Genomic DNA, 17,843 nt, shown 5'->3' on the forward strand with positions numbered 1-17,843 from the left:
CTTAGGATTTTTTTCTAAGTCTTTCTCTGATTCCCAAAAGAATAAAATAGAACGTTTCCCAAAATCTTTGGATTCGATAAGGTCTTGTGATGATTCTCCAAAGCCAAGTGAGTCCTCTGGATTTGAAATATTCCGGCGACTTTTTATCTGCACCGGATAACATATCTAATGCGCCACCGACTCCGATCACTACCGCTTTTCCGAAAAAACCGGTGTTGTTTTCTATCCATACTTCCTGTTCGGGAAAGTCATTTGCTACAAATATGATATCGGGACCGGTTTTGCGAATCGCTTCTTTGACACGCATCTCTCTCTGACGATCCAGATGTCCTGCTTGTCTTCCTACGATTCTAACTTTCGGAAAATGTCTGGTAAGATTGAAAAATACTCTTTCTACGTTTTCATCTTTGGAGCCGAAAATGAAAATGGTGAACTCTTTCAGTTCCGCAAGTCGAATGAGATCCATCATGATGGCAACCGGAGTGACCCTTTCTTTCAGCCGACCCGAACTCATCCAACCAATGCCCGCCCCTTCCACAAGAATGGTGCCCGCTTTTTCGGTAATTCTATGTAATGCCTTTTTAGGGCGCATCCTCATCAACTTGATGGGATCAAGAAAAAGTACATGATGCATCGCTTCTTTTTTTTCAAGAACTCTGAATAGTTTCGCAACCGCTTCATCTGCAGTCACATTGTCGATCGGTACACCAAGGACTTTCAGAGTCTCCAATTTGGTTACATCGATATTTTGGTATTCAAGTAGGATGTCCCTTTCCTCTTTGGAAGAGTTATGGACGATTTCATTCAATTGCTTCATGGATCCTGCTTATTTCCCCTAGAACCTTCTAAAAAAAACATACCCTGAGCGCGTCTGGTGTCGCCTCTAAAATTTTCTGGCCATCTCTTTTTTTCACTTGGATTTTTGATAGTGAGACGGAGATTCAGGGAGAGTTATGAATCGTTTTTTTATTCAAGCCGTAGTTTTTCTTTTATTATTACCAAGCATTAGTTATGCGGAAAAAGTCTCCATTTTCGGTTCTTTGAAGAACGGTACTCTAGGGGGGGCAGGGAAAGCGGATTCAATCAAACTACTTGCTTTGCAAAGCGCTATGTTGCCTTTGGCGGAAATCGGCCCACAAACGGGTTCATTTCGTTTTCCTGCCGTGGAAGCTCCCGAAGGCTCGCCTCTTTTGGTGCAGGTGACATACAAAGGAGTAAATTATAATAAGATCATTCCTCCCGTTGCCAAATTTCGTAGTGCATCGCAGGAAATACAGATTTTTGAGATAGGAAATAATTGGAAAGATATCACCGTGAAAAGTTTAATGCAGGTCATGCGGGAAAAAACGGGGATTCGTATTTTCAAATTGTTTCTTTTGGACAATGCGAGCAAACCTCCCAGATCTTTTCAAACCGACTCCCGCCAGATAGAATATTTTGTTCCTAAGGAAGCGAAGGAAGTTTTTGCACAAGTTCAGCAACCGGGAAGCAAGATGGCGATTCCTCTTGGTCAGCCGGAAGGAAAAAACGGAGGCAAAATTTTGGAAAGAGCTTTGCTTCCCGGAGTATCCGAGCTTCAAATTTCTTATCTGATTCCCAATGAAATCGAAGTGATCACAGAACAACTGTTACTTGAGGGTGAGTCTGGTAGTTATCCTATTTTTTTAAAACCGGAAGATATGAAGCCTGAAATTGTTTCCGGTGGAACTTTGACCAGACTTGAAAAAGACATTCCTCCGGGACTCAGCGCTTACAGCCTAATTGCATTGGATTCCTCGAAGATCATAAAACTCAGGTTTGTTGGCGGTAAGCCGGTGCCTACTATGACCAATTCCTCTCCGGAAGTCGCCAATGGAACCATACTTACCTCTTGGGATAGTTCCTTGTTTGCAGTGATCGGCTTTGTATCATTATTATTTACGCTTTCTTTTGTTTTTGTTTATAGAAAATCACTTAAAAAGGAACCCTAACCATGAACCCAAAAAGCCCGGAAAAATCTCTCTTACGTTTTGTAGGACTCGGTGAACTCGCTCCCCACGGAGGAAAGGGGATTTTGGCATTCTGGATGATTTTGGGACTTGCCTTCTTTTTGTTTGGCGACCAAAACCTGATTGCCCCCAATCTGAAAAACATCGGAGCTTCTCTAGGAATTACAAATTCGGAAGATATCGATTGGAAACTGGGTGGGATCATACCGATCTTATTTTTTATTTTGGGCGGGACTGTTTCTCTTTCGATGGGATACCTTTCTCAAAAATTTTCCAGAAAACATTTGTTAGTTGCAACGGTTCTTTTGGGAGAAATTCCCTGTTTTTTAACCGCTTATGTAGAAACCTACGATCAGTTCCTGGTTTTAAGAACATTATGCGGCTTCGGACTGGGAGGAATTTTTCCATTATTGTTCAGTTTGATAGGAGATTATTTTTCCACTCAATCCAGGGCAATAGCATCCGGTTATGTATCTCTTGCCATGGGACTTGGGATCGGAGTGGGCCAGCTCTTGGGAGGGATTTTGGGAGAGGCGGATCCGATCAACGGATGGAGAACATCTTTTATTTATATGTCAGCGCCATCTTTTCTGTTCGTCATCGTCTATATCCTGTTTTGTGAAGAACCGAAGAGGGGTGGTGCAGAAGAAGTCGACCATGTGGATGAACTTTCTCACAAAGTGACATTTAAGGATTTCAAATTATTATTTAATAATAAAACCAATTTAGGCGCTTTTCTTCAAGGAATTCCCGGCTGTATTCCTTGGGGAGTGTTCTTCGTATTTTTGGTGGATTTTTATGAAAATACATACGGCTTGGGAAAAGCACAAGCATCCGGACTTGTTACATTTGCCGCCATCGGCGTTTTTATCGGAACATTTTTCGGAGGTTTCCTTGGTCAATGGCTTTATAATCGAAACAAAAAATGGCAACCTGTTCTTTGTATTGCGACCACTACGATAGGGATTTTCCCTGCTCTGGTTTTACTTTACTCCCAAGGTTTTTCACAAAATACTTTGGCATTTACGCTTTTCAACGTGTTAACGGGAATTCTTATCTCAATGACCGGACCGAATGTAAGAGCGGTATTATTAAATGTTAATTCTCCTAAAACGAGAAGTTCCATTTTTTCCATTTATAACCTAACGGATGATTTAGGAAAAGGTTTGGGGCCGGCATTGTCCGCAATCATTCTCGGTTTGACTACAGACCGCGCTTTGGCTCTTTCCATTTCCATTATGTTTTGGGTTCCTTGCGCTCTCGCTTGGCTTTTGATTTATTTCAATTATGAAAAAGACCAAAACAATATGGAAAAACAACTGAAATTAGAGCTAGAACATAAGTAAGGTGATCTTTGAAACATTTTTTACTGGATATTGAAGGTACTACTGCACCTATTTCTTTTGTACATGAAGTTTTGTTTCCTTTTGCACAGGAAAGATTGGATGAATTTTTAGCCGGTTTTGTTTGGAGCGAAGCTCAATTGGAACCGGTTCGTTCCGAATTTGAAAAAGATAAGTTGGCAAACGACCCGGATTTTGTTTCGTATTTGGGAAAGGACCCCGTTTTTTCGGAAACGATTCTACCAGCTTACTTTCGTTATTTGATTCTAAGGGATCGTAAATTCGGTCCTTTAAAGGAAATCCAAGGTAAAATCTGGAAGTCCGGTTACGAATCCGGAGCCATTAAAAGTATTATCTTTCCCGATGTGACTCCCTTTTTGAAAAAGGCGAAAGAGAAAGGAATTGCCTGTCATGTATATTCCTCCGGGAGTGTGGAAGCTCAAATTCTGATCTACAAATATTCCAATGTAGGAGATCTGACTGAATATTTTCAATCCTATTTTGATACTGCTGTCGGTGGTAAAAGGGAAAGTATAAGTTATCGAAACATTGTTCATGCGTTAGGTGCTGATGCAGGTGAGATCGTTTTTTTTACAGATATAGCAGAGGAAGGGATCGCGGCGAAATCGGCAGGTATGGAAGTTTTTATCTTGGATCGTCCGGGGAATTTACCTCAAATTCAACATGAGTTTCGCGTATTGAAAGAACTGGGATCAATTTGGGTATAATATGAATAAAATGTTCGGTCGCCTAAAATTGGTTAGGCAAAGTATGTTTATTAACGAAAAAAAAATAATTTGGACACTTGTGATTATTTTATTTTCACTTTATTTTTTTAATTTAAAATCGGATTATTTGTCGTTTCCGAATGATGTTCGTTTGTATGATGAATCCGATAGTTTGGAAAAAGGCTTGAACTTTTCTTTCGGTGAAAAACTGCAGGACGGTTATTTTTATTTTTCATTTTATAAGTTTCTAAGTTTTTTTGAAAATAACAATGTAGATCTATATTTTCTAATGTACTATTGTCTTTTTTCCAGTTTGATCGTGGGAATTGCTTTAGGGACTAAAATAGCGTATAATAAATTTGTACATGTAGTGATATACTTACTTTACTTTGTTTTCTTTCTGATGAGCCCAAGTATCATTCAAGTATGGCCTTTTATTACTATTTTTTCCAGTTTGCTTTTATCGATTCTTCTATTGGTCTCAAATAATAAAAATTGTTACATTTTTTTGCCGTTATTAACATTCGTTTTGGTTTTTACAAGACCTGAATTTATTTTGAGTTTTTATCTAACCTTGATATTTATAATATTCTATATTTGGAAACACTTTGATTCGATTCCAAAAAAAAATTATTTTTATTTTATACCGTTCCTTGTTTTACTTCTGGCAATCGTGATTTTTTACAACCCGACCAAAGGATCACGTTCAATCATTGCGTTTGGCCAGCATTATTCATTGAGGTTGGCTTTGAATGGAACAATTTCGGTGGATCCTTGGACGAATTGGGAAAGTGTTCTATTGGATCATTTTCAAGAAAAAGACAGTTTGATTAAAATCGTTACGAATCATCCTGAGAAATTTCTCCGGCATGTTGCGGAAAATATTGGAGGCTGTGTAGTAGAAATATCGAATGTCCTTAACCTTGATATTCCTTTCACGATCGTATTACTTATATTTGTTTATATTTTTTCTTTTTGCTTGGGGCTGTATCAATTGATATTTTCTCGGGAAACAAAATATTTATCGGTTGTTGCCTGGGTTTTGTCATTGCCTCCGCTCATAGGGGTTTTGTTGATTTTCCCAAGAACACATTATATTTTGCAGCTTTCCGTTCCGTTTTTATACATGATGTATGAGACGTTTGAATTTCTATTTTCTAAAATAAAATTGAAGAAAGTTCATTATGTATTCTTTTTATCGATTTTTGTTTGGGTATCATTGGATCAAATATATCTTAAAGCAAAAGGAAAGCAGTATGATCTTAACAATCCGTGCTCTAATATTTCCCTCGCCTTCATTCTGAATAATACTCATTTGGATGGAATCAAGTTTTTGACTACAAGAGGTCGAATATGTATGTACTATAAGGGGTCTTGTGAAGATATACGAGAGTATAATAAAAATTCATCGTTCGATGCTTTCGTTAATAATAATAATATCAATTTAATTCTTCTTGATAAGGCTTTGATCAATGATAGTCGGTTTGTAAACGATTTTGAATTTAAAAATTTTCTGAAAAACAATTACAGTACTCAACAATATAGTTTTAAGCCTCTGAAAGTCTGGAATTGTTCTAATCAGGTTTTACTCAGAAGGGACAATTAAGATTAAGAAGAGACGTGGAGTGGGATTTCAACCAATCAGAAACTTATTTTTTCTTTTTCTTTAAATCCGGCAGTTTGATTTCGATTTCCTTCAAGCGGCTCCAAATCTTTTTTAAAGTGACCTTCCAGTCTTCTTTGGCAACCGGTGCCTTGGCTGGAGAAGGGGATATGCCTGGCTGTTTGATCGGCATTTGCGCCTGATTAGGAGCGGTTGCTTTTAGCCCGAGATCAATCTTCAGATATTTACGTTTGATGATTTTGAAATCCATTTTTGCACCCAATAGGCGTGCGATTTCCTGGATAATTGCCCATTTGACTTTATTAGGTGAGAGCGTTTCATAGCTTTCTATCAATTCGTTAAAAAGCCTTGTTGTGACTTTCGGATTCGAATGGAAAAGTAAAAACCGGAAATGTACATTTCCTTTCAAGTCTTGCGTGATGATCAAATCGTTATGGGAAAATTCTTTAAAAGGAGGAAAGTCCACCAAACGAACGACGATGGAATTTACCAAATCCAAACTATTGTAAATTTCAGTATCCGGATGCACTTTAATGGAATATGTAATCTCATCGTCCGGAATTACATCTTTGATAAAGCTGACAAAATTAATTTGATCACGGAATGGAACTTCCTTCATTACTTCCAAACGGGAAAGTTCGATGATATCATCCATTACCGAATCAATGGATGATTGAATCCCCATCACTTCCTTCAAGATGATTTTTTCTTTTGCTTTTTCCACGCCTTCCCGGAAGGTTTTTAATTTTTCTTTCATACTTAGCAATGGTTTGGTGATCATTGCATCCATATAGAAAAAGATTTTTTCCCGCATGGAGTCCGCTTCTTTCAAGCGATCGAATCTATTTTGCAGCTTTCTCTTCATCAGTAAAAATTGAAAACGAAGTGCAAGTGTCATCAGAAGCAGATAAACCAAAAAAGAAGTCTCCAATGAGGAAACGGCTCCCAAGTAACCTCTTTCAATTAAGATTTCCTTTAAAATTGCATATAACAAGTAGCAGAGGGCAAGAATATGAATCCAGGCACCACGCACATTATCTTTCAATTTCTGGATTGTCAGATAAACGGCATATCCGATTACAAACAGCAAATGAATGTCCCAATATCCTATAAAATTATACCAAAACACCGGTTTGGGGATAATCAGGAATACCAGCAAAAATACCAATTGAAAGACCAGGTAAACCAATTGGTATTTGAAGCGCTTCAGTTCAAAAAAGTCCTGAATGAATTTGATGAATGCGTAAGGTAGGATGAGCAAAAATCCGTACTCTATGAACTTATACCCGGTGAAGTTGTCCCAAAGGAAAAAACGGCTCTCATTGCGAGACAATTCAAAGGCTGAGAAGATCAATGCGAGGATACTAAAACTCAAATATTCTTTCTTATCTCTCATCTTGAAATAATTGATAAAGAAAAACAGAGCGATGAAAAGATAAAATCCGACAAATATCAGTTCTACGAGAGAATCATACAGGTTTTTCTCTATCGCTTCTTCATAGGTCAAAATCCGAATCGGCCCTGTGATGATCCCCGCCGATGTGCTTAAATCGGAATCAATCTTGATAACGATATTATTTTCGCCTTCCAGAATCAAATTATGAGGAATAGGATAAATGCGCGGTCTTCCGAAAGAATAAAGATCCGGTTTCTCTCCGAAAGGAGAATTATTTTTACCGATTAACACTCCATTGATGAAGACTTCGTCGGATTGGTAGATTCGTCCCAATTGGAGTGCAAGAGATTGATCATGTTGATCTTTTGTGATCTCGAAGGATTTACGAATCCAAATCGGACCTCGATAAGAACGATTGATGTTTCTGAAATTTCCGGGGACGGTAGTAAGCTCTAGGGAACTAATATTAAAGTCGGGATTTAAAATTTCAGTAGAAGGATCAAATTGAATTCCCCAGTCTTCGCCTTGCAAAGAAACGGCAATCGAATTTTCATTTCCCGTTCGACTGCAATTTAGAAATAAAACAAGAACAGTCGTTAATGATAAGATACTTAAAGAACGTATCTTCATATTTTTTTACCTTTTTCAGGTATTTTTACCGTAAATTTTGCGCCCATTCCCTCGGCGGATTTTAAAGTGACATTTCCACCCAAAAAATTCGACGTTGCTTGTACAAGTGTCAGACCGATTCCCGCACCGGGTATTTCGTTTTTACTTTCTTTATAGCCGCGGACAAATTTCTGAAATATGGTCTCCATTTCGATTTGACTCATTCCCAAACCTTCATCGGTGACCACAAGATAATGAAATCCGTCTCTATTGTAAAATTCAATGCTGACTTCCGTTTTTACATCCGTATAAATATAAGCGTTTTCGACTAAGTTCCGTAACATGGCAAAAATCAATTCGGGAGCTTGGAGTATTTCCAGGTTGTCGGGTTTCACTTCGATGCTTGTATTTTTTCTTCTTTGACCCAAATGATTTTCAATGGAGGAAACGCAGGACTGGATCAATTCTTTGATATGGAAACTTTCCCATTTTGGCTGATATGTTTTTTCTTCCAGTTGTTTTAAAAGCAAAGCTTCCTCTACCATATAACTCATGTAAGATATGTGATCTTCCGCTTGTTTGATTACATCTGCGGTCGAGGTAACTGCGACTTTTGCGGACTTTGTTTTGGTCTTAGTTGCTTTCGGTTTGGGAGCAGGTCTTGAAATTTTATCCAAAGCAAGATAGATTTTTTCCATCCCCGATTTGAACTCGCTGGATAGGTTAAGTAAAAATCCTGTTTTTACTTTTTCCATTTGGATCAGTTCTTTTTCCTGATCCATGAAATTACGCAAACCGAGAACCATATCGTTGGAAAGTTGAATCGAAATCATTACCAGAAAAACCAAAAATCCCAGAAAGAGTGTACCGGGAAAATTGATGATTTCCAAAGCGGATAGGCTATCGATTAAAATCGTGGGAAGTAAAGATATAAGTCCTATGATGATATAACGAAGTTTTGCGATATTTTCTTTTCCGTGTTTGATGAATAAATATGCACCGAGTCCGAGTGCCACCGGCAATCCGTAATTAAAAAGCGCAATGACCAGAATCCAGGATTTCGGTGTGCGAAAGAATAATGTGACTATGAATAAAATCGTAAGATAAACTTCGTATCCTAACAAAACCATGTTTCTTTTTATCTTCAGATATTGGTGGAGAAAGTTGATAAAGAAAACAGGAAGACAGATGAGTATCAGAAGCTCGGCCACATAGGACCAGGTGAAATTATCAAATAAGATGTTTCTATGTTGGGTACGGAGCAGTACGTAAATTCCAATAAAGATGGAAAAAAGTGCAAAAAAGAAATTTTCCCCCGTGCGTCCCCGTACAATGGAACCTACAAGAAAGTATATTCCCATAAAAATAAATACATAACCGCAAACCATAGGAAATACTTCGCTGATAAACATCGCTTCGCGTAACGTGCGTTCTTTGCTTATGATCGGTGCGACTTTCAATCCGTTTAAATTGGTCGCAGCGTAGATTCTGATCGCGATTATATTGTTGCCTGCTTTTAAAAGATGAGTAGGAAGGGAATAGATTCTCAGTTTTTGGAAATCGACTTCCAGTTTGGGAAGAACCGATCCGGTTTTGCCCACCAGAGTTCCATTCAAATACAATTCATCTATATCTCTGATCCTTCCCAGTTGGATTGCGATCGGTTCCGTCGGCGTTGTGAAATTTTCAGGGAGTACAAAATTGCAACGATACCAATGATATCCTGTTAGGTTTTCCGTTTTGGAAATTCCGTAGTCCGGAACGGATCTTCTCACCCAAAAACTTTCTTCTACGATTTCATCTCTCCAATCCAGGTTGTCGCCTTTTCGAAACTGCCAGTTATCCACCAGTTTGATGGGTTCGTCCCAGGATGAAATAAAAGCCCCGCAGGATTCCGCCTTAAGTTCAGAAGATAGGAATACTACGAGGAGGGTGGCACCTAACCCCAGTTTTGATAAAAAAGACAAACGCATCATATCGGTTCGACGTTTCGAATTGCCTCTTCGATTTCTTTGAGCTGAGTGGAGATACGGGCATCAATTGCGCCCACGTCGGTTTCAATGATAACACCGCCGCGATCCACACGGGAGTCTTCGTAAATATTGACCTTACGGAGAGATTCCATAAGTTTGATAAGTTCGTCTTTATGAGCCGTTGTAAGTTCAAGATCGGCAAAGTTAACACGAATGTCGATACGATCTCTGTCTTTGATTCGTTTCATAGCTTCGCGTATATTATTGAGAACGATTTCCTTACGTTCGATGATTTCGTCTTTAATTACCTTACGCGCAATGACCAGGATCATTTCCACCATTTGTTTTTCGGAAGCGGCGATCATTTCTTCACGGATGTCGATCGCCTTACCAATGATAGTTCCTAGTCTGTCGATGAGTCGTCTGACTTCCCCTTGGCCTTTTTTGAATCCTACTTCGCGGCCCGCATCATAGCCTTTTTGGTAAGCTTCGTGTTCGATCTCAGCCTGTTTCATTTCGGCTTCTTTGATCATCCTTTCCACTTCCATCTTGGCGCGATCCAGGATTTGTTCCGCTTTGGCACGGCCTGAATCTTCTTCCAGTTTGATTTTCTCTTTCGAGTCCTGGATCATTTGGAAGGCTTTGGTTCTACCTTCGTCTTCGATTTCTTTTGCGTGTTTTTTTGCGTCTTCTAAAAGTTGTCTGACTTGTTCTTCGGTTTCTTGTCTGTATCTTTGGAGTTCCGCCTCGATCTCTTCAATGGAAGGACCTTGGTATTGTTCGATGATATTTCCTTCTTGATCGATTTCAAAATCATCTTGCTCGTCAGTTTTATGAAATTTTTTATACTTATCCGGAAGTTGAATCTCAACTTCTTCTTGTAAGTCGGCAATTTGAATGGGTTTGAATACTAGCTTTGCCATGTCCTTACTTCATTCTCCAAAGTTTCAGTTTACCTTCTTCGATTTCTTCCCGCAAACGATCGAGTACGCCTTTTTGGGCTTCTTCGATCTCAGCCAAAGAAACGGGACCTAACGAGTCCCATTCGACACGGATGTCCTTTGCGAGCCATGCCTCAAGGTTTTCGAAGATGGACTCTTTAAATGAAGTCTCAACTCCTTTCAATGCGCAGGCTATCACTAAAGGATGGATCTCTGAGAAAAAACGAGTGAGACTCGTTCGTCCCAAATAGAGCAGATCCTCCATTCGAAAGTAATGTTCTATTATAGTTTCGGCAAATTCGGGGCTTTTTTTCTGTATTCGGTCGATTAAATTTTGCGTTTGGGAAAAAGGAAGGCGGGTCAGAATCTCGCCCGCTGTTTTGGCTTTGCGGTTTTTCACCTTGGAAACGGGAAGTTTTTTGGAGATTAGGTCGGATTTGAATCGCAGAAACCGTTCCAGTTCGTCCCTCTCCCTTTCCGAATGGAAATCAATCTGGGATATGGCAAAAATAATCTCTTCCCGGATGGGATCGGGATAATCTGCGATCACAAGGGAGGCTTCTTCCGGGTCGGAAAAGGAAAGCAGTCTGGCGATCGTTCTCGGGGATTCTTCCCTTGCCAAATGGGACAATTCTTCTCTCGTCTTTTTCTTCAAAGAATCAAGATAGGATTCATTCGAGGTTTCTTCTTTTAGCATCTCTTCCAAAAACCGAACTAGTTGCTGATCGTCGGATTGATTCGGAAACGACCGGTCGGACTCCCGCGCCTCTGCGGGGGAATACAGGCGGTCTACTGGGATTTCGGAAAGAGACTGCTTTGTGGATGCTTTGGATTTTGTTGGCTTTCCTTTTAAAAATTCGTTGAATGAGATTAGAATGTTTTGTTCTTCTTTCGGAGTGGGTTTACTATTTGGATTTACTTTTTCGAGTAATTTTTCGATTTCTTCCGATCTTAAGTGATCGAATACGGAATCTGGCAAATACCTTCCTAAAATTTGGTAGGCAAGGGCTGCTTTGTTTTTGCCAGAATTTCTTTGCATTTGGGTGACATAGTAAGATGTACTCATCCGTCGTACAAACTAATTTTTTAGTTTTTGAAAGAGATTTGGTAAAAATTAAATGAAGGTTATGTGAACTTGGTAATTTCCGCTTTGAAAGAAATCCTCCTTTCCAAAAGGGGATTAGGGCCGATTCTTGTTTTCATGCAATCAAACCTTTGGCAGAAGTCTCTCTTCTTTGGGTTTGTTTTTATTTTCCTTCAGTGTAATATCCGAAATCAGGTAGACATCGTTAAAAACGGGGTCGCAGATCTGAGTTCTTTCCCTTTTGAAAAAGGCGGGATTGCTGCCTTGGAGGGTGATTGGGAATTTTATCCGAAAGAAATCCTTTCTCATGGGAATTCGGTGGCAACTAGCAAGAGTTATTTTAGAGTTCCCGGGCTTTGGAATGATTCTCCCGTATCTTCTTCACTCAGTGACGGAATCGGATTTGCCACTTATAAGTTGGAAGTCATCCTGCCTCCTGAAGAAGCTAGATACGTTGTTTATGTTCCCGAGCAAAGAACCGCCTACAGATTGTATCTTACCGAAAAAGTAGGAGTACAAAGCGGTATCCCCGGTTCTCTTGCGCTCAGTTCGTATCCTAGTTTGCAAGGTCAATCGGTGTCTATCACAGCCAAAGACAAACTAACGTTTGTTCTCTTTGTTTCCAATTTTCATCATAGGGAAGGGGGAACTCTTTCTCCTCCGCTCATCGGAACGGGAGAAGCCGTCCAGGGTTATGCATTTGCCAACGGGACGATTGATCTGGCTCTGACGGGAGCCATCTTTATGTTCGGGATTTATCATTTCATCATATTCTTCTACCGGAACAAACAGAAAGAGGCTTTTTTCTTCGGTTTGTTTTGTTTGGTTTTTGCGGTTCGCATTTTATTCACGGGAAACAAAACAATCTATGCTGTAACACCTGCTATTCCCTGGGATTTGATGATTTTTATGGAATACGCAAGCGTATTCGTTTTGGCGACTTTGTTTTTATGGTTCGTAGAAGGACTTTTTCCCAGATTCATCAGTATCAATCTGATCAAAACCATCAGTGCGGTCGTTATCTTTCATCTGATTCTTTTCCTGATTTTGAAACCGCTTTATTATACGAGATTTGAATTCGTATTTCAAATTTTCGGATTGGTTCTTGCTTCTCTGCTTCTTTTCCGGTTGGTGCAGATGTACAATCGGGGATTGCCGGAATCGGGATTGTTTTTATTCGGCTATATCTTGTTATTCGCCGGATTTTCAATAGATATACTTTCCGCTTTTTTGGCCGAAGCTGAATTGTCCGTTTCACATCTCACTTTGTTTTTGTTTTTCGGAGTTCAATCCTCCATCATCACTCTTCGTACTGCGCGCATTTTTGATAAAAGAAAATTGTTAAAAGAAGAATTCGAAAAATCCAACGATATCTTTATCGAAACAAATCGTTTTTATGAAAAATTCATTCCGAGAGAATTTCTCACTTACTTGGGTAAAGACAGCATCGAAAATATTTCCTTGGGAGACAGCAACCAAAGAGAGATGACTGTGCTATTTGCAGATATCTGGGAGTACTATGATATCATTTATAGTAATCCGGTAGAGGCACGAATCTTATTTACCAATTCGTATCTAGGTCGGATCGGTCCCAATATTTCCAACAACAACGGATTTATAGACAAGTACATCGGAAGTGCCGTCATGGCGTTGTTTGACGGTGGTATTCAGGACGCGGTAAAAGCTGCGGAACAAATCCAATGGGAGTTGGAAAAATACAATGTGCGTAGAAGAGGAAACGGATTCATTCCTCTTCATGCGGGGATCGGGATTCATTCCGGTGAAACGATGCTCGGGATCATCGGAGAGTCGGAACGTATGGAAAGTACGGTGATCTCCGATACGGTCAATCTTGCCAGCCGCATTCAGGGTTTGACCAAAAAGTATTCCGCAAGGATTCTCATTAGTCTAACATCTCTTATGTTGCATGAAGACCTGGACAATATTCCATATCGTATTTTGGACTTCGTCCGGGTGAAGGGTAAAAAAGAAACCGTTATGATCGCGGAAGTACTCGTTGCAGGAATAGACACCGTTTCCGATAAAAAAATCGCGAACAAAGATCTTTTTGAATCCGCTATCTTTGACTATGAAAGGGCCAATTTCGAATCGGCTTTGGAGGGCTTCAAAGCGGTTGCATTGGACAATCCCGAAGACGTTGCCGCTGAAATTTATGTAAAACGTACCGAATACAATCTGAGTGCCGGTGTAGGCGAAGATTGGGACGGAGTTTCGGATTGGGAAAAATAATGAAATATCGAATCAGTCTTGTTTTTCTTGTTTTTATCGCTTCCGTTTCCTTCGTTTGCACCGAGAAAAAAGATATCAAGATCGCCAAACAAGGGTTTTTTGACTTGTCGGGAGTCGATCTTTCCGATTTTTACAAATACAAGTTGGAGGGAGAATGGGAACTTTATTGGAATAATTTGGGCGATTTTGAAGCGATCGACAACACTCCTAAAGACGGGATCAAATATGCTGAAGTTCCCAAATCCTGGAATTCCTATCGCCCTGAAGGTAAAGGCGGAGACGGTTACGCTACTTATCGTTTAACAGTTCGTCTTCCGGCTTACGGAATTCGTTATTATCTCCGCATTCCCCCACAAACAAGCGCTTATCGGTTGTATGTGAATCGGAAATTGCTCACTCATTCCGGAACGGTTGCCGAAACGAAAATAGGAGAAGAACCGAAATACAAATTGCTTTTTTCCTCTTTTGAACCGACTTCCTATGATACCGAATTCATTTTGGTGGTGAGCAATTTTCATCATGCACGGGGCGGGTTTCGAAGGTCTTTGGAATTGGGAAGCCGATCGGCGATCCAAGTGGAAAATATCCGGTTTTCCGCGGGAGAGATATTCGTATTCGGTGCTCTGATTTCGATGGGACTTTACCAACTAACGGTATTTTTGCTGCGGAGAGAGGAATACGGTTCCTTGTTTTTCGCAATATTCTGTTTTTTAACAAGCATTCGTTTGGTGGTGCTCGACAATTTTTACATTATGTATGTGTTCCCCGATTTTTCCTGGGAACTGATGCAAAAGATCGATTATATCTCTTCCCCCTTTCTTGTCACTGCCTTCCTCAGTTATTTCAAATCGCTTTATCCGAATAAATCGGATGTTCCCAATTGGCTCTTGATCAGTTCTTGGGTGAGCTCGATATTATTCGGCGCCTTTGTATTGTTAACGGATGCAATCGTATTTTCGAAAGCGAATTTTTTATCTCTTACGATGGTTCTTTTATTTTGTTTTTCCATATTGTTTTATGTGATCAAAGTTTATAGGGCAAAGAGAAAAGACAGCGAACTGATCTTTTACGGATTTTTACTTTTGATGATCGGTGGTTTGAACGATCTGGTTGCGGGAAATTTTATGCCCAATGCTCCTCCACTTCTTGGATTTTTTCTGTTTTTCTTTTGTTTGATCCAAAGCGTTTTATTATCCAGAAGAAATGCCCGTATCTATTCCTCGATGGAAAAATTAACGGAAGAAGTGATCGAGATCAATAAACGGCTGGAAGAATCCAATCTCGCCTATTCAAAGTTTGTTCCTCTGAAATTTTTGGAATCTTTTGACAAGCCGAAAAGTATAGATGTGGTTAGGGGTGATTATGTTGTGCGGAACATGACGGTTCTGTCTTCGGATATTCGCGATTTTACTTCTATTTCCGAGGCTTTAAGTCCTTCCGACAATTTCTTGTTTTTGAATGATTATTTGAGCAGGGTCGGTCCGGTGATCCGATCTAACCAGGGCTTTATCGAAAAATACATCGGTGATGCTATTCTCGCTTTCTTCGACAAAGGTCCGGATTCCGCGATATTAACCGCCATAGATATGCACAAGGTCATTGCTTTATGGAATAATAGCAATCGTGCCGAAAATTATCCTGAGATTCAGATCGGCGTCGGCATTCATTACGGTGAATTGATGTTAGGTGTGATTGGGGAAGAGCAAAGGATTGAGAGTGCGGTTTTGTCGGACACGGCAGGGATTGCCAATACTTTAGAATCTATGACCAAAAAATACGGTGCCAAAGTGATCATCAGTTTGGATGCTCTTTTGGAAACAAAGGAGCCTGATTCACATCCTCATCGCATTTTGGATTTCATAAAGGTTCCAGCCAAGAATAAGTTAGTTGGTATTGCAGAAATTTTACTGGAAGGTCTGGAAGACAATGCCCATCTTAAAATATTATCCAAAGTTCCTTTTGAGAGAGGAGTGAATGCATTTTGGGATGGAAATTTTTCCGAAGCATTGGATGAGTTCAATTATGTTCTGAATATCAACCCGACTGACAAAGCATCCAAACTCTATCGCGAAAAATCGATTCTCTATATTCAAAACGGTGCGCCGCCCGGTTGGGAAAAGGGTTAGAAATTTTTTGACTGAGGTGTAAGAATTTACCGAATACCTTCGACGTTTTTTTTTGAAACTTTTCGTAAAAAAAAATAAAAAAGATTTCACAATCATTACTAAAACTACTTTTTCCTTTCGTTCTTTATCTCCCCTTTGTCAATAAATTTCAGATGCGAATAATCGACCATTGTCGATTATGACTTGAGATAGCTTAATATATAAACAATAAGCACAGTCATTTTTCCTAAGGTGTCGCACGATTGAAAACTTCTACTCATCATTTCCAAGATAGACTCACTTCCGAGATCATTTCTCGTAGTAAGGTGGCGGATCGTTGGTTTTTATTCGGATTTTTGATCCACATTCCGATTTCCGTTTTATTTTCCATTCAGTTCGGAACGCAAATTCCCACTTTGATTACCGGGGGATTTGCCTTTTTGATCGGACTCGTTTCCTATTATCTTTTCTTAGGGAGCAGAAAATTAAAAATCATTAACTCTTGTTTGATTATGTTGTGGTCTGCCATTTTAATTCAAGCTCAAGTCGGTAGGATTGAAATGCATTTTCATGTTTTTAGCGGGCTTGCCTTGCTTTTGATCTATGAGGATTGGATTGTTTTTTTAACCGGCGGTGCGTTTATCGCAGTCCACCACGCCCTCTTTAATTTTTTACAATCGAAAGAAATCCAAATCGCAGGTATCCCGATTCAGATTTTCAATTACGGATGCGGTTGGGACATCGTAGCAGTCCATGCCTTTTTTGTAATCGTTGAATGTTTGGCTCTCGGTTATCTTGCGATCGTATTCCGAAGTAGGCTTGCGAATCAGTTGAAAAGTATTATCAAGACGGAGGAAACCTCGGATCATTTGCGCAAACTGGTGGAAGAAGCTCAGAAAAAATCGGAAACGTTTGCGGAGAGTCATGAAAAACTCAGGGCTTCTTCCGGCCAGTGGAAAGATAAAAATTTGTTACAATCTTATTCCTTGGAAATGATCGAGGAAAGTATCATAAAAAATTCGGAACAGTCTCATCAGATTTTTTCCATTGGAACGGAACAAAGCGAAGGTACAAAGAGTTTGTTGACCGCTTCGGGTAATTTTCTTAAGAAAATCAATCTGTTTCGTGATGCGACGAATGAGGCCAGAACCAATATGAGTCATGCTTTGAATCATGCTGATTCCAGTGAAAAGGGGATGAAGGAAATAGTACAGTCGTTTGGTGGTCTGAATCAATACAGTCTGGAAATGGACAAGATATTGAAAGTGATACGGGATATTGCGGAACGTGTCAATTTACTTGCATTAAACGCATCCATCGAGGCGGCTCGTGCCGGAGATGCAGGTCAGGGTTTCAGTGTGGTCGCTCATGAAGTTTCTAAACTTTCCGATTCCACCAAATCCGCATTGAGAGATATCGGACTACTCGTTTCCGCAATGATAAAGGAAATTCAAAAAAGCGAATTGAATTCTGTTGAAATTGCAAAAATCCATCACCAATTCACCGATCAGGTGAAAGCAGCGGGGATTTCTTTGGAGTCGGTCGAGGAAACCTTGCAGGAAGCGCAGACGGACCAAAAAGATTTCCAGGATCAAATTTTCAAAGTTGCAAAGAATAGCGAAGATGTAAAATCCTCTGCGGAAGTCCAGGAATCGGTTGTCATGAAAGTGAACGAAGCATTGGGTAAATTAAAATCCTCCGTTTCCGAATCCACTGAGCTTGCGGATAAAATCACCAAACTTGTCGGAGCCACAGAACAAGGATTTGATGAATTAAATGCGATCATCAAAAATATCAAATAA

General features: G+C 39.8%; 12 protein-coding genes. 7 read left to right on the plus strand and 5 right to left on the minus strand.

The window, feature by feature from the left end; genetic code table 11:
- Position 1 precedes the first annotated feature (1 nt).
- Positions 2 to 817 (minus strand): WecB/TagA/CpsF family glycosyltransferase, encoded by an 816-nt coding sequence (locus DI077_RS02555; RefSeq protein ID WP_109020024.1) that lies wholly within the window; start codon positions 815 to 817, stop codon positions 2 to 4.
- Between the two features lie 136 nt (positions 818 to 953).
- Here DI077_RS02555 and DI077_RS02560 point away from each other — a divergent pair, with 136 nt between their 5' ends.
- From DI077_RS02560 to DI077_RS02575, 4 genes are read left to right on the plus strand one after another with little or no spacing between them, the layout of a single operon-like run.
- Positions 954 to 1,970, plus strand: a complete 1,017-nt coding sequence (locus tag DI077_RS02560; protein ID WP_109020025.1) for a hypothetical protein — start codon at positions 954 to 956, stop codon at positions 1,968 to 1,970.
- Between the two features lie 2 nt (positions 1,971 to 1,972).
- Entirely contained in the window at positions 1,973 to 3,334 is a 1,362-nt protein-coding gene (locus DI077_RS02565; RefSeq protein ID WP_109020026.1) for an MFS transporter, read from the plus strand.
- Positions 3,335 to 3,342: 8 nt separating this feature from the next.
- Positions 3,343 to 4,059: an acireductone synthase gene (gene mtnC / locus DI077_RS02570; protein WP_109020027.1), complete on the plus strand. Its 717-nt coding sequence runs from the start codon at positions 3,343 to 3,345 to the stop codon at positions 4,057 to 4,059.
- A 43-nt stretch (positions 4,060 to 4,102) separates the two neighbouring features.
- Entirely contained in the window at positions 4,103 to 5,665 is a 1,563-nt protein-coding gene (locus tag DI077_RS02575) for a hypothetical protein (RefSeq protein WP_135354874.1), read from the plus strand.
- A gap of 43 nt (positions 5,666 to 5,708) precedes the next feature.
- Here the strand turns inward: DI077_RS02575 and DI077_RS02580 are convergent, their stop codons facing one another.
- The 4 genes from DI077_RS02580 to DI077_RS02595 are packed head-to-tail and all read right to left on the minus strand — an operon-like array spanning position 5,709 to position 11,641.
- A complete protein-coding gene (locus tag DI077_RS02580) occupies positions 5,709 to 7,709 on the minus strand; it encodes a 7TM-DISM domain-containing protein (protein WP_109020029.1) in 2,001 nt (666 codons plus the stop codon).
- Entirely contained in the window at positions 7,706 to 9,664 is a 1,959-nt protein-coding gene (locus tag DI077_RS02585) for a sensor histidine kinase (protein ID WP_109020030.1), read from the minus strand. Before DI077_RS02585 ends, DI077_RS02580 begins: the two co-directional genes overlap by 4 nt.
- On the minus strand, positions 9,661 to 10,584 hold the full coding sequence (gene fliH, locus DI077_RS02590; RefSeq protein ID WP_109020031.1) for a flagellar assembly protein FliH: 924 nt from the start codon (positions 10,582 to 10,584) through the stop codon (positions 9,661 to 9,663). The genes DI077_RS02585 and fliH overlap by 4 nt, the downstream gene beginning before the upstream one ends.
- Positions 10,585 to 10,588: 4 nt before the next feature.
- Positions 10,589 to 11,641 carry a FliG C-terminal domain-containing protein gene (locus tag DI077_RS02595; protein WP_109020157.1) on the minus strand — a complete coding sequence of 351 codons (1,053 nt, stop codon included), beginning with the start codon at positions 11,639 to 11,641 and terminating at the stop codon, positions 10,589 to 10,591.
- 90 nt (positions 11,642 to 11,731) lie between these two features.
- Between DI077_RS02595 and DI077_RS02600 the strand changes: the two genes are divergently transcribed.
- The 3 genes from DI077_RS02600 (at position 11,732) to DI077_RS02610 (ending at position 17,843) form a co-directional block, all read left to right on the plus strand.
- The gene (locus DI077_RS02600) at positions 11,732 to 13,936 is read left to right on the plus strand and encodes an adenylate/guanylate cyclase domain-containing protein (protein ID WP_242935321.1); all 2,205 of its coding nucleotides are present in this window, start codon (positions 11,732 to 11,734) and stop codon (positions 13,934 to 13,936) included.
- Positions 13,936 to 16,062 (plus strand): 7TM diverse intracellular signaling domain-containing protein, encoded by a 2,127-nt coding sequence (locus tag DI077_RS02605; protein WP_242935322.1) that lies wholly within the window; start codon positions 13,936 to 13,938, stop codon positions 16,060 to 16,062. Before DI077_RS02600 ends, DI077_RS02605 begins: the two co-directional genes overlap by 1 nt.
- Positions 16,063 to 16,304: 242 nt before the next feature.
- On the plus strand, positions 16,305 to 17,843 hold the full coding sequence (locus DI077_RS02610; RefSeq protein ID WP_109020033.1) for a methyl-accepting chemotaxis protein: 1,539 nt from the start codon (positions 16,305 to 16,307) through the stop codon (positions 17,841 to 17,843).

Origin of the sequence: Leptospira kobayashii, assembly GCF_003114835.2 — a bacterium.
In the GTDB taxonomy this organism is placed as follows: domain Bacteria; phylum Spirochaetota; class Leptospiria; order Leptospirales; family Leptospiraceae; genus Leptospira_A; species Leptospira_A kobayashii.

Excerpts from the sequence above, each read along its gene's own strand:
- DI077_RS02555 (WP_109020024.1), bottom strand. The coding sequence starts at position 817 with ATGAAGCAATTGAATGAAATCGTCCATAACTCTTCCAAAGAGGAAAGG.
- DI077_RS02560 (WP_109020025.1), top strand. The coding sequence starts at position 954 with ATGAATCGTTTTTTTATTCAAGCCGTAGTTTTTCTTTTATTATTACCA.
- DI077_RS02565 (WP_109020026.1), top strand. The coding sequence starts at position 1,973 with ATGAACCCAAAAAGCCCGGAAAAATCTCTCTTACGTTTTGTAGGACTC.
- DI077_RS02575 (WP_135354874.1), top strand. The coding sequence starts at position 4,103 with ATGTTTATTAACGAAAAAAAAATAATTTGGACACTTGTGATTATTTTA.
- DI077_RS02580 (WP_109020029.1), bottom strand. The coding sequence starts at position 7,709 with ATGAAGATACGTTCTTTAAGTATCTTATCATTAACGACTGTTCTTGTT.
- DI077_RS02585 (WP_109020030.1), bottom strand. The coding sequence starts at position 9,664 with ATGATGCGTTTGTCTTTTTTATCAAAACTGGGGTTAGGTGCCACCCTC.
- fliH (WP_109020031.1), bottom strand. The coding sequence starts at position 10,584 with ATGGCAAAGCTAGTATTCAAACCCATTCAAATTGCCGACTTACAAGAA.
- DI077_RS02595 (WP_109020157.1), bottom strand. The coding sequence starts at position 11,641 with ATGCAAAGAAATTCTGGCAAAAACAAAGCAGCCCTTGCCTACCAAATT.
- DI077_RS02605 (WP_242935322.1), top strand. The coding sequence starts at position 13,936 with ATGAAATATCGAATCAGTCTTGTTTTTCTTGTTTTTATCGCTTCCGTT.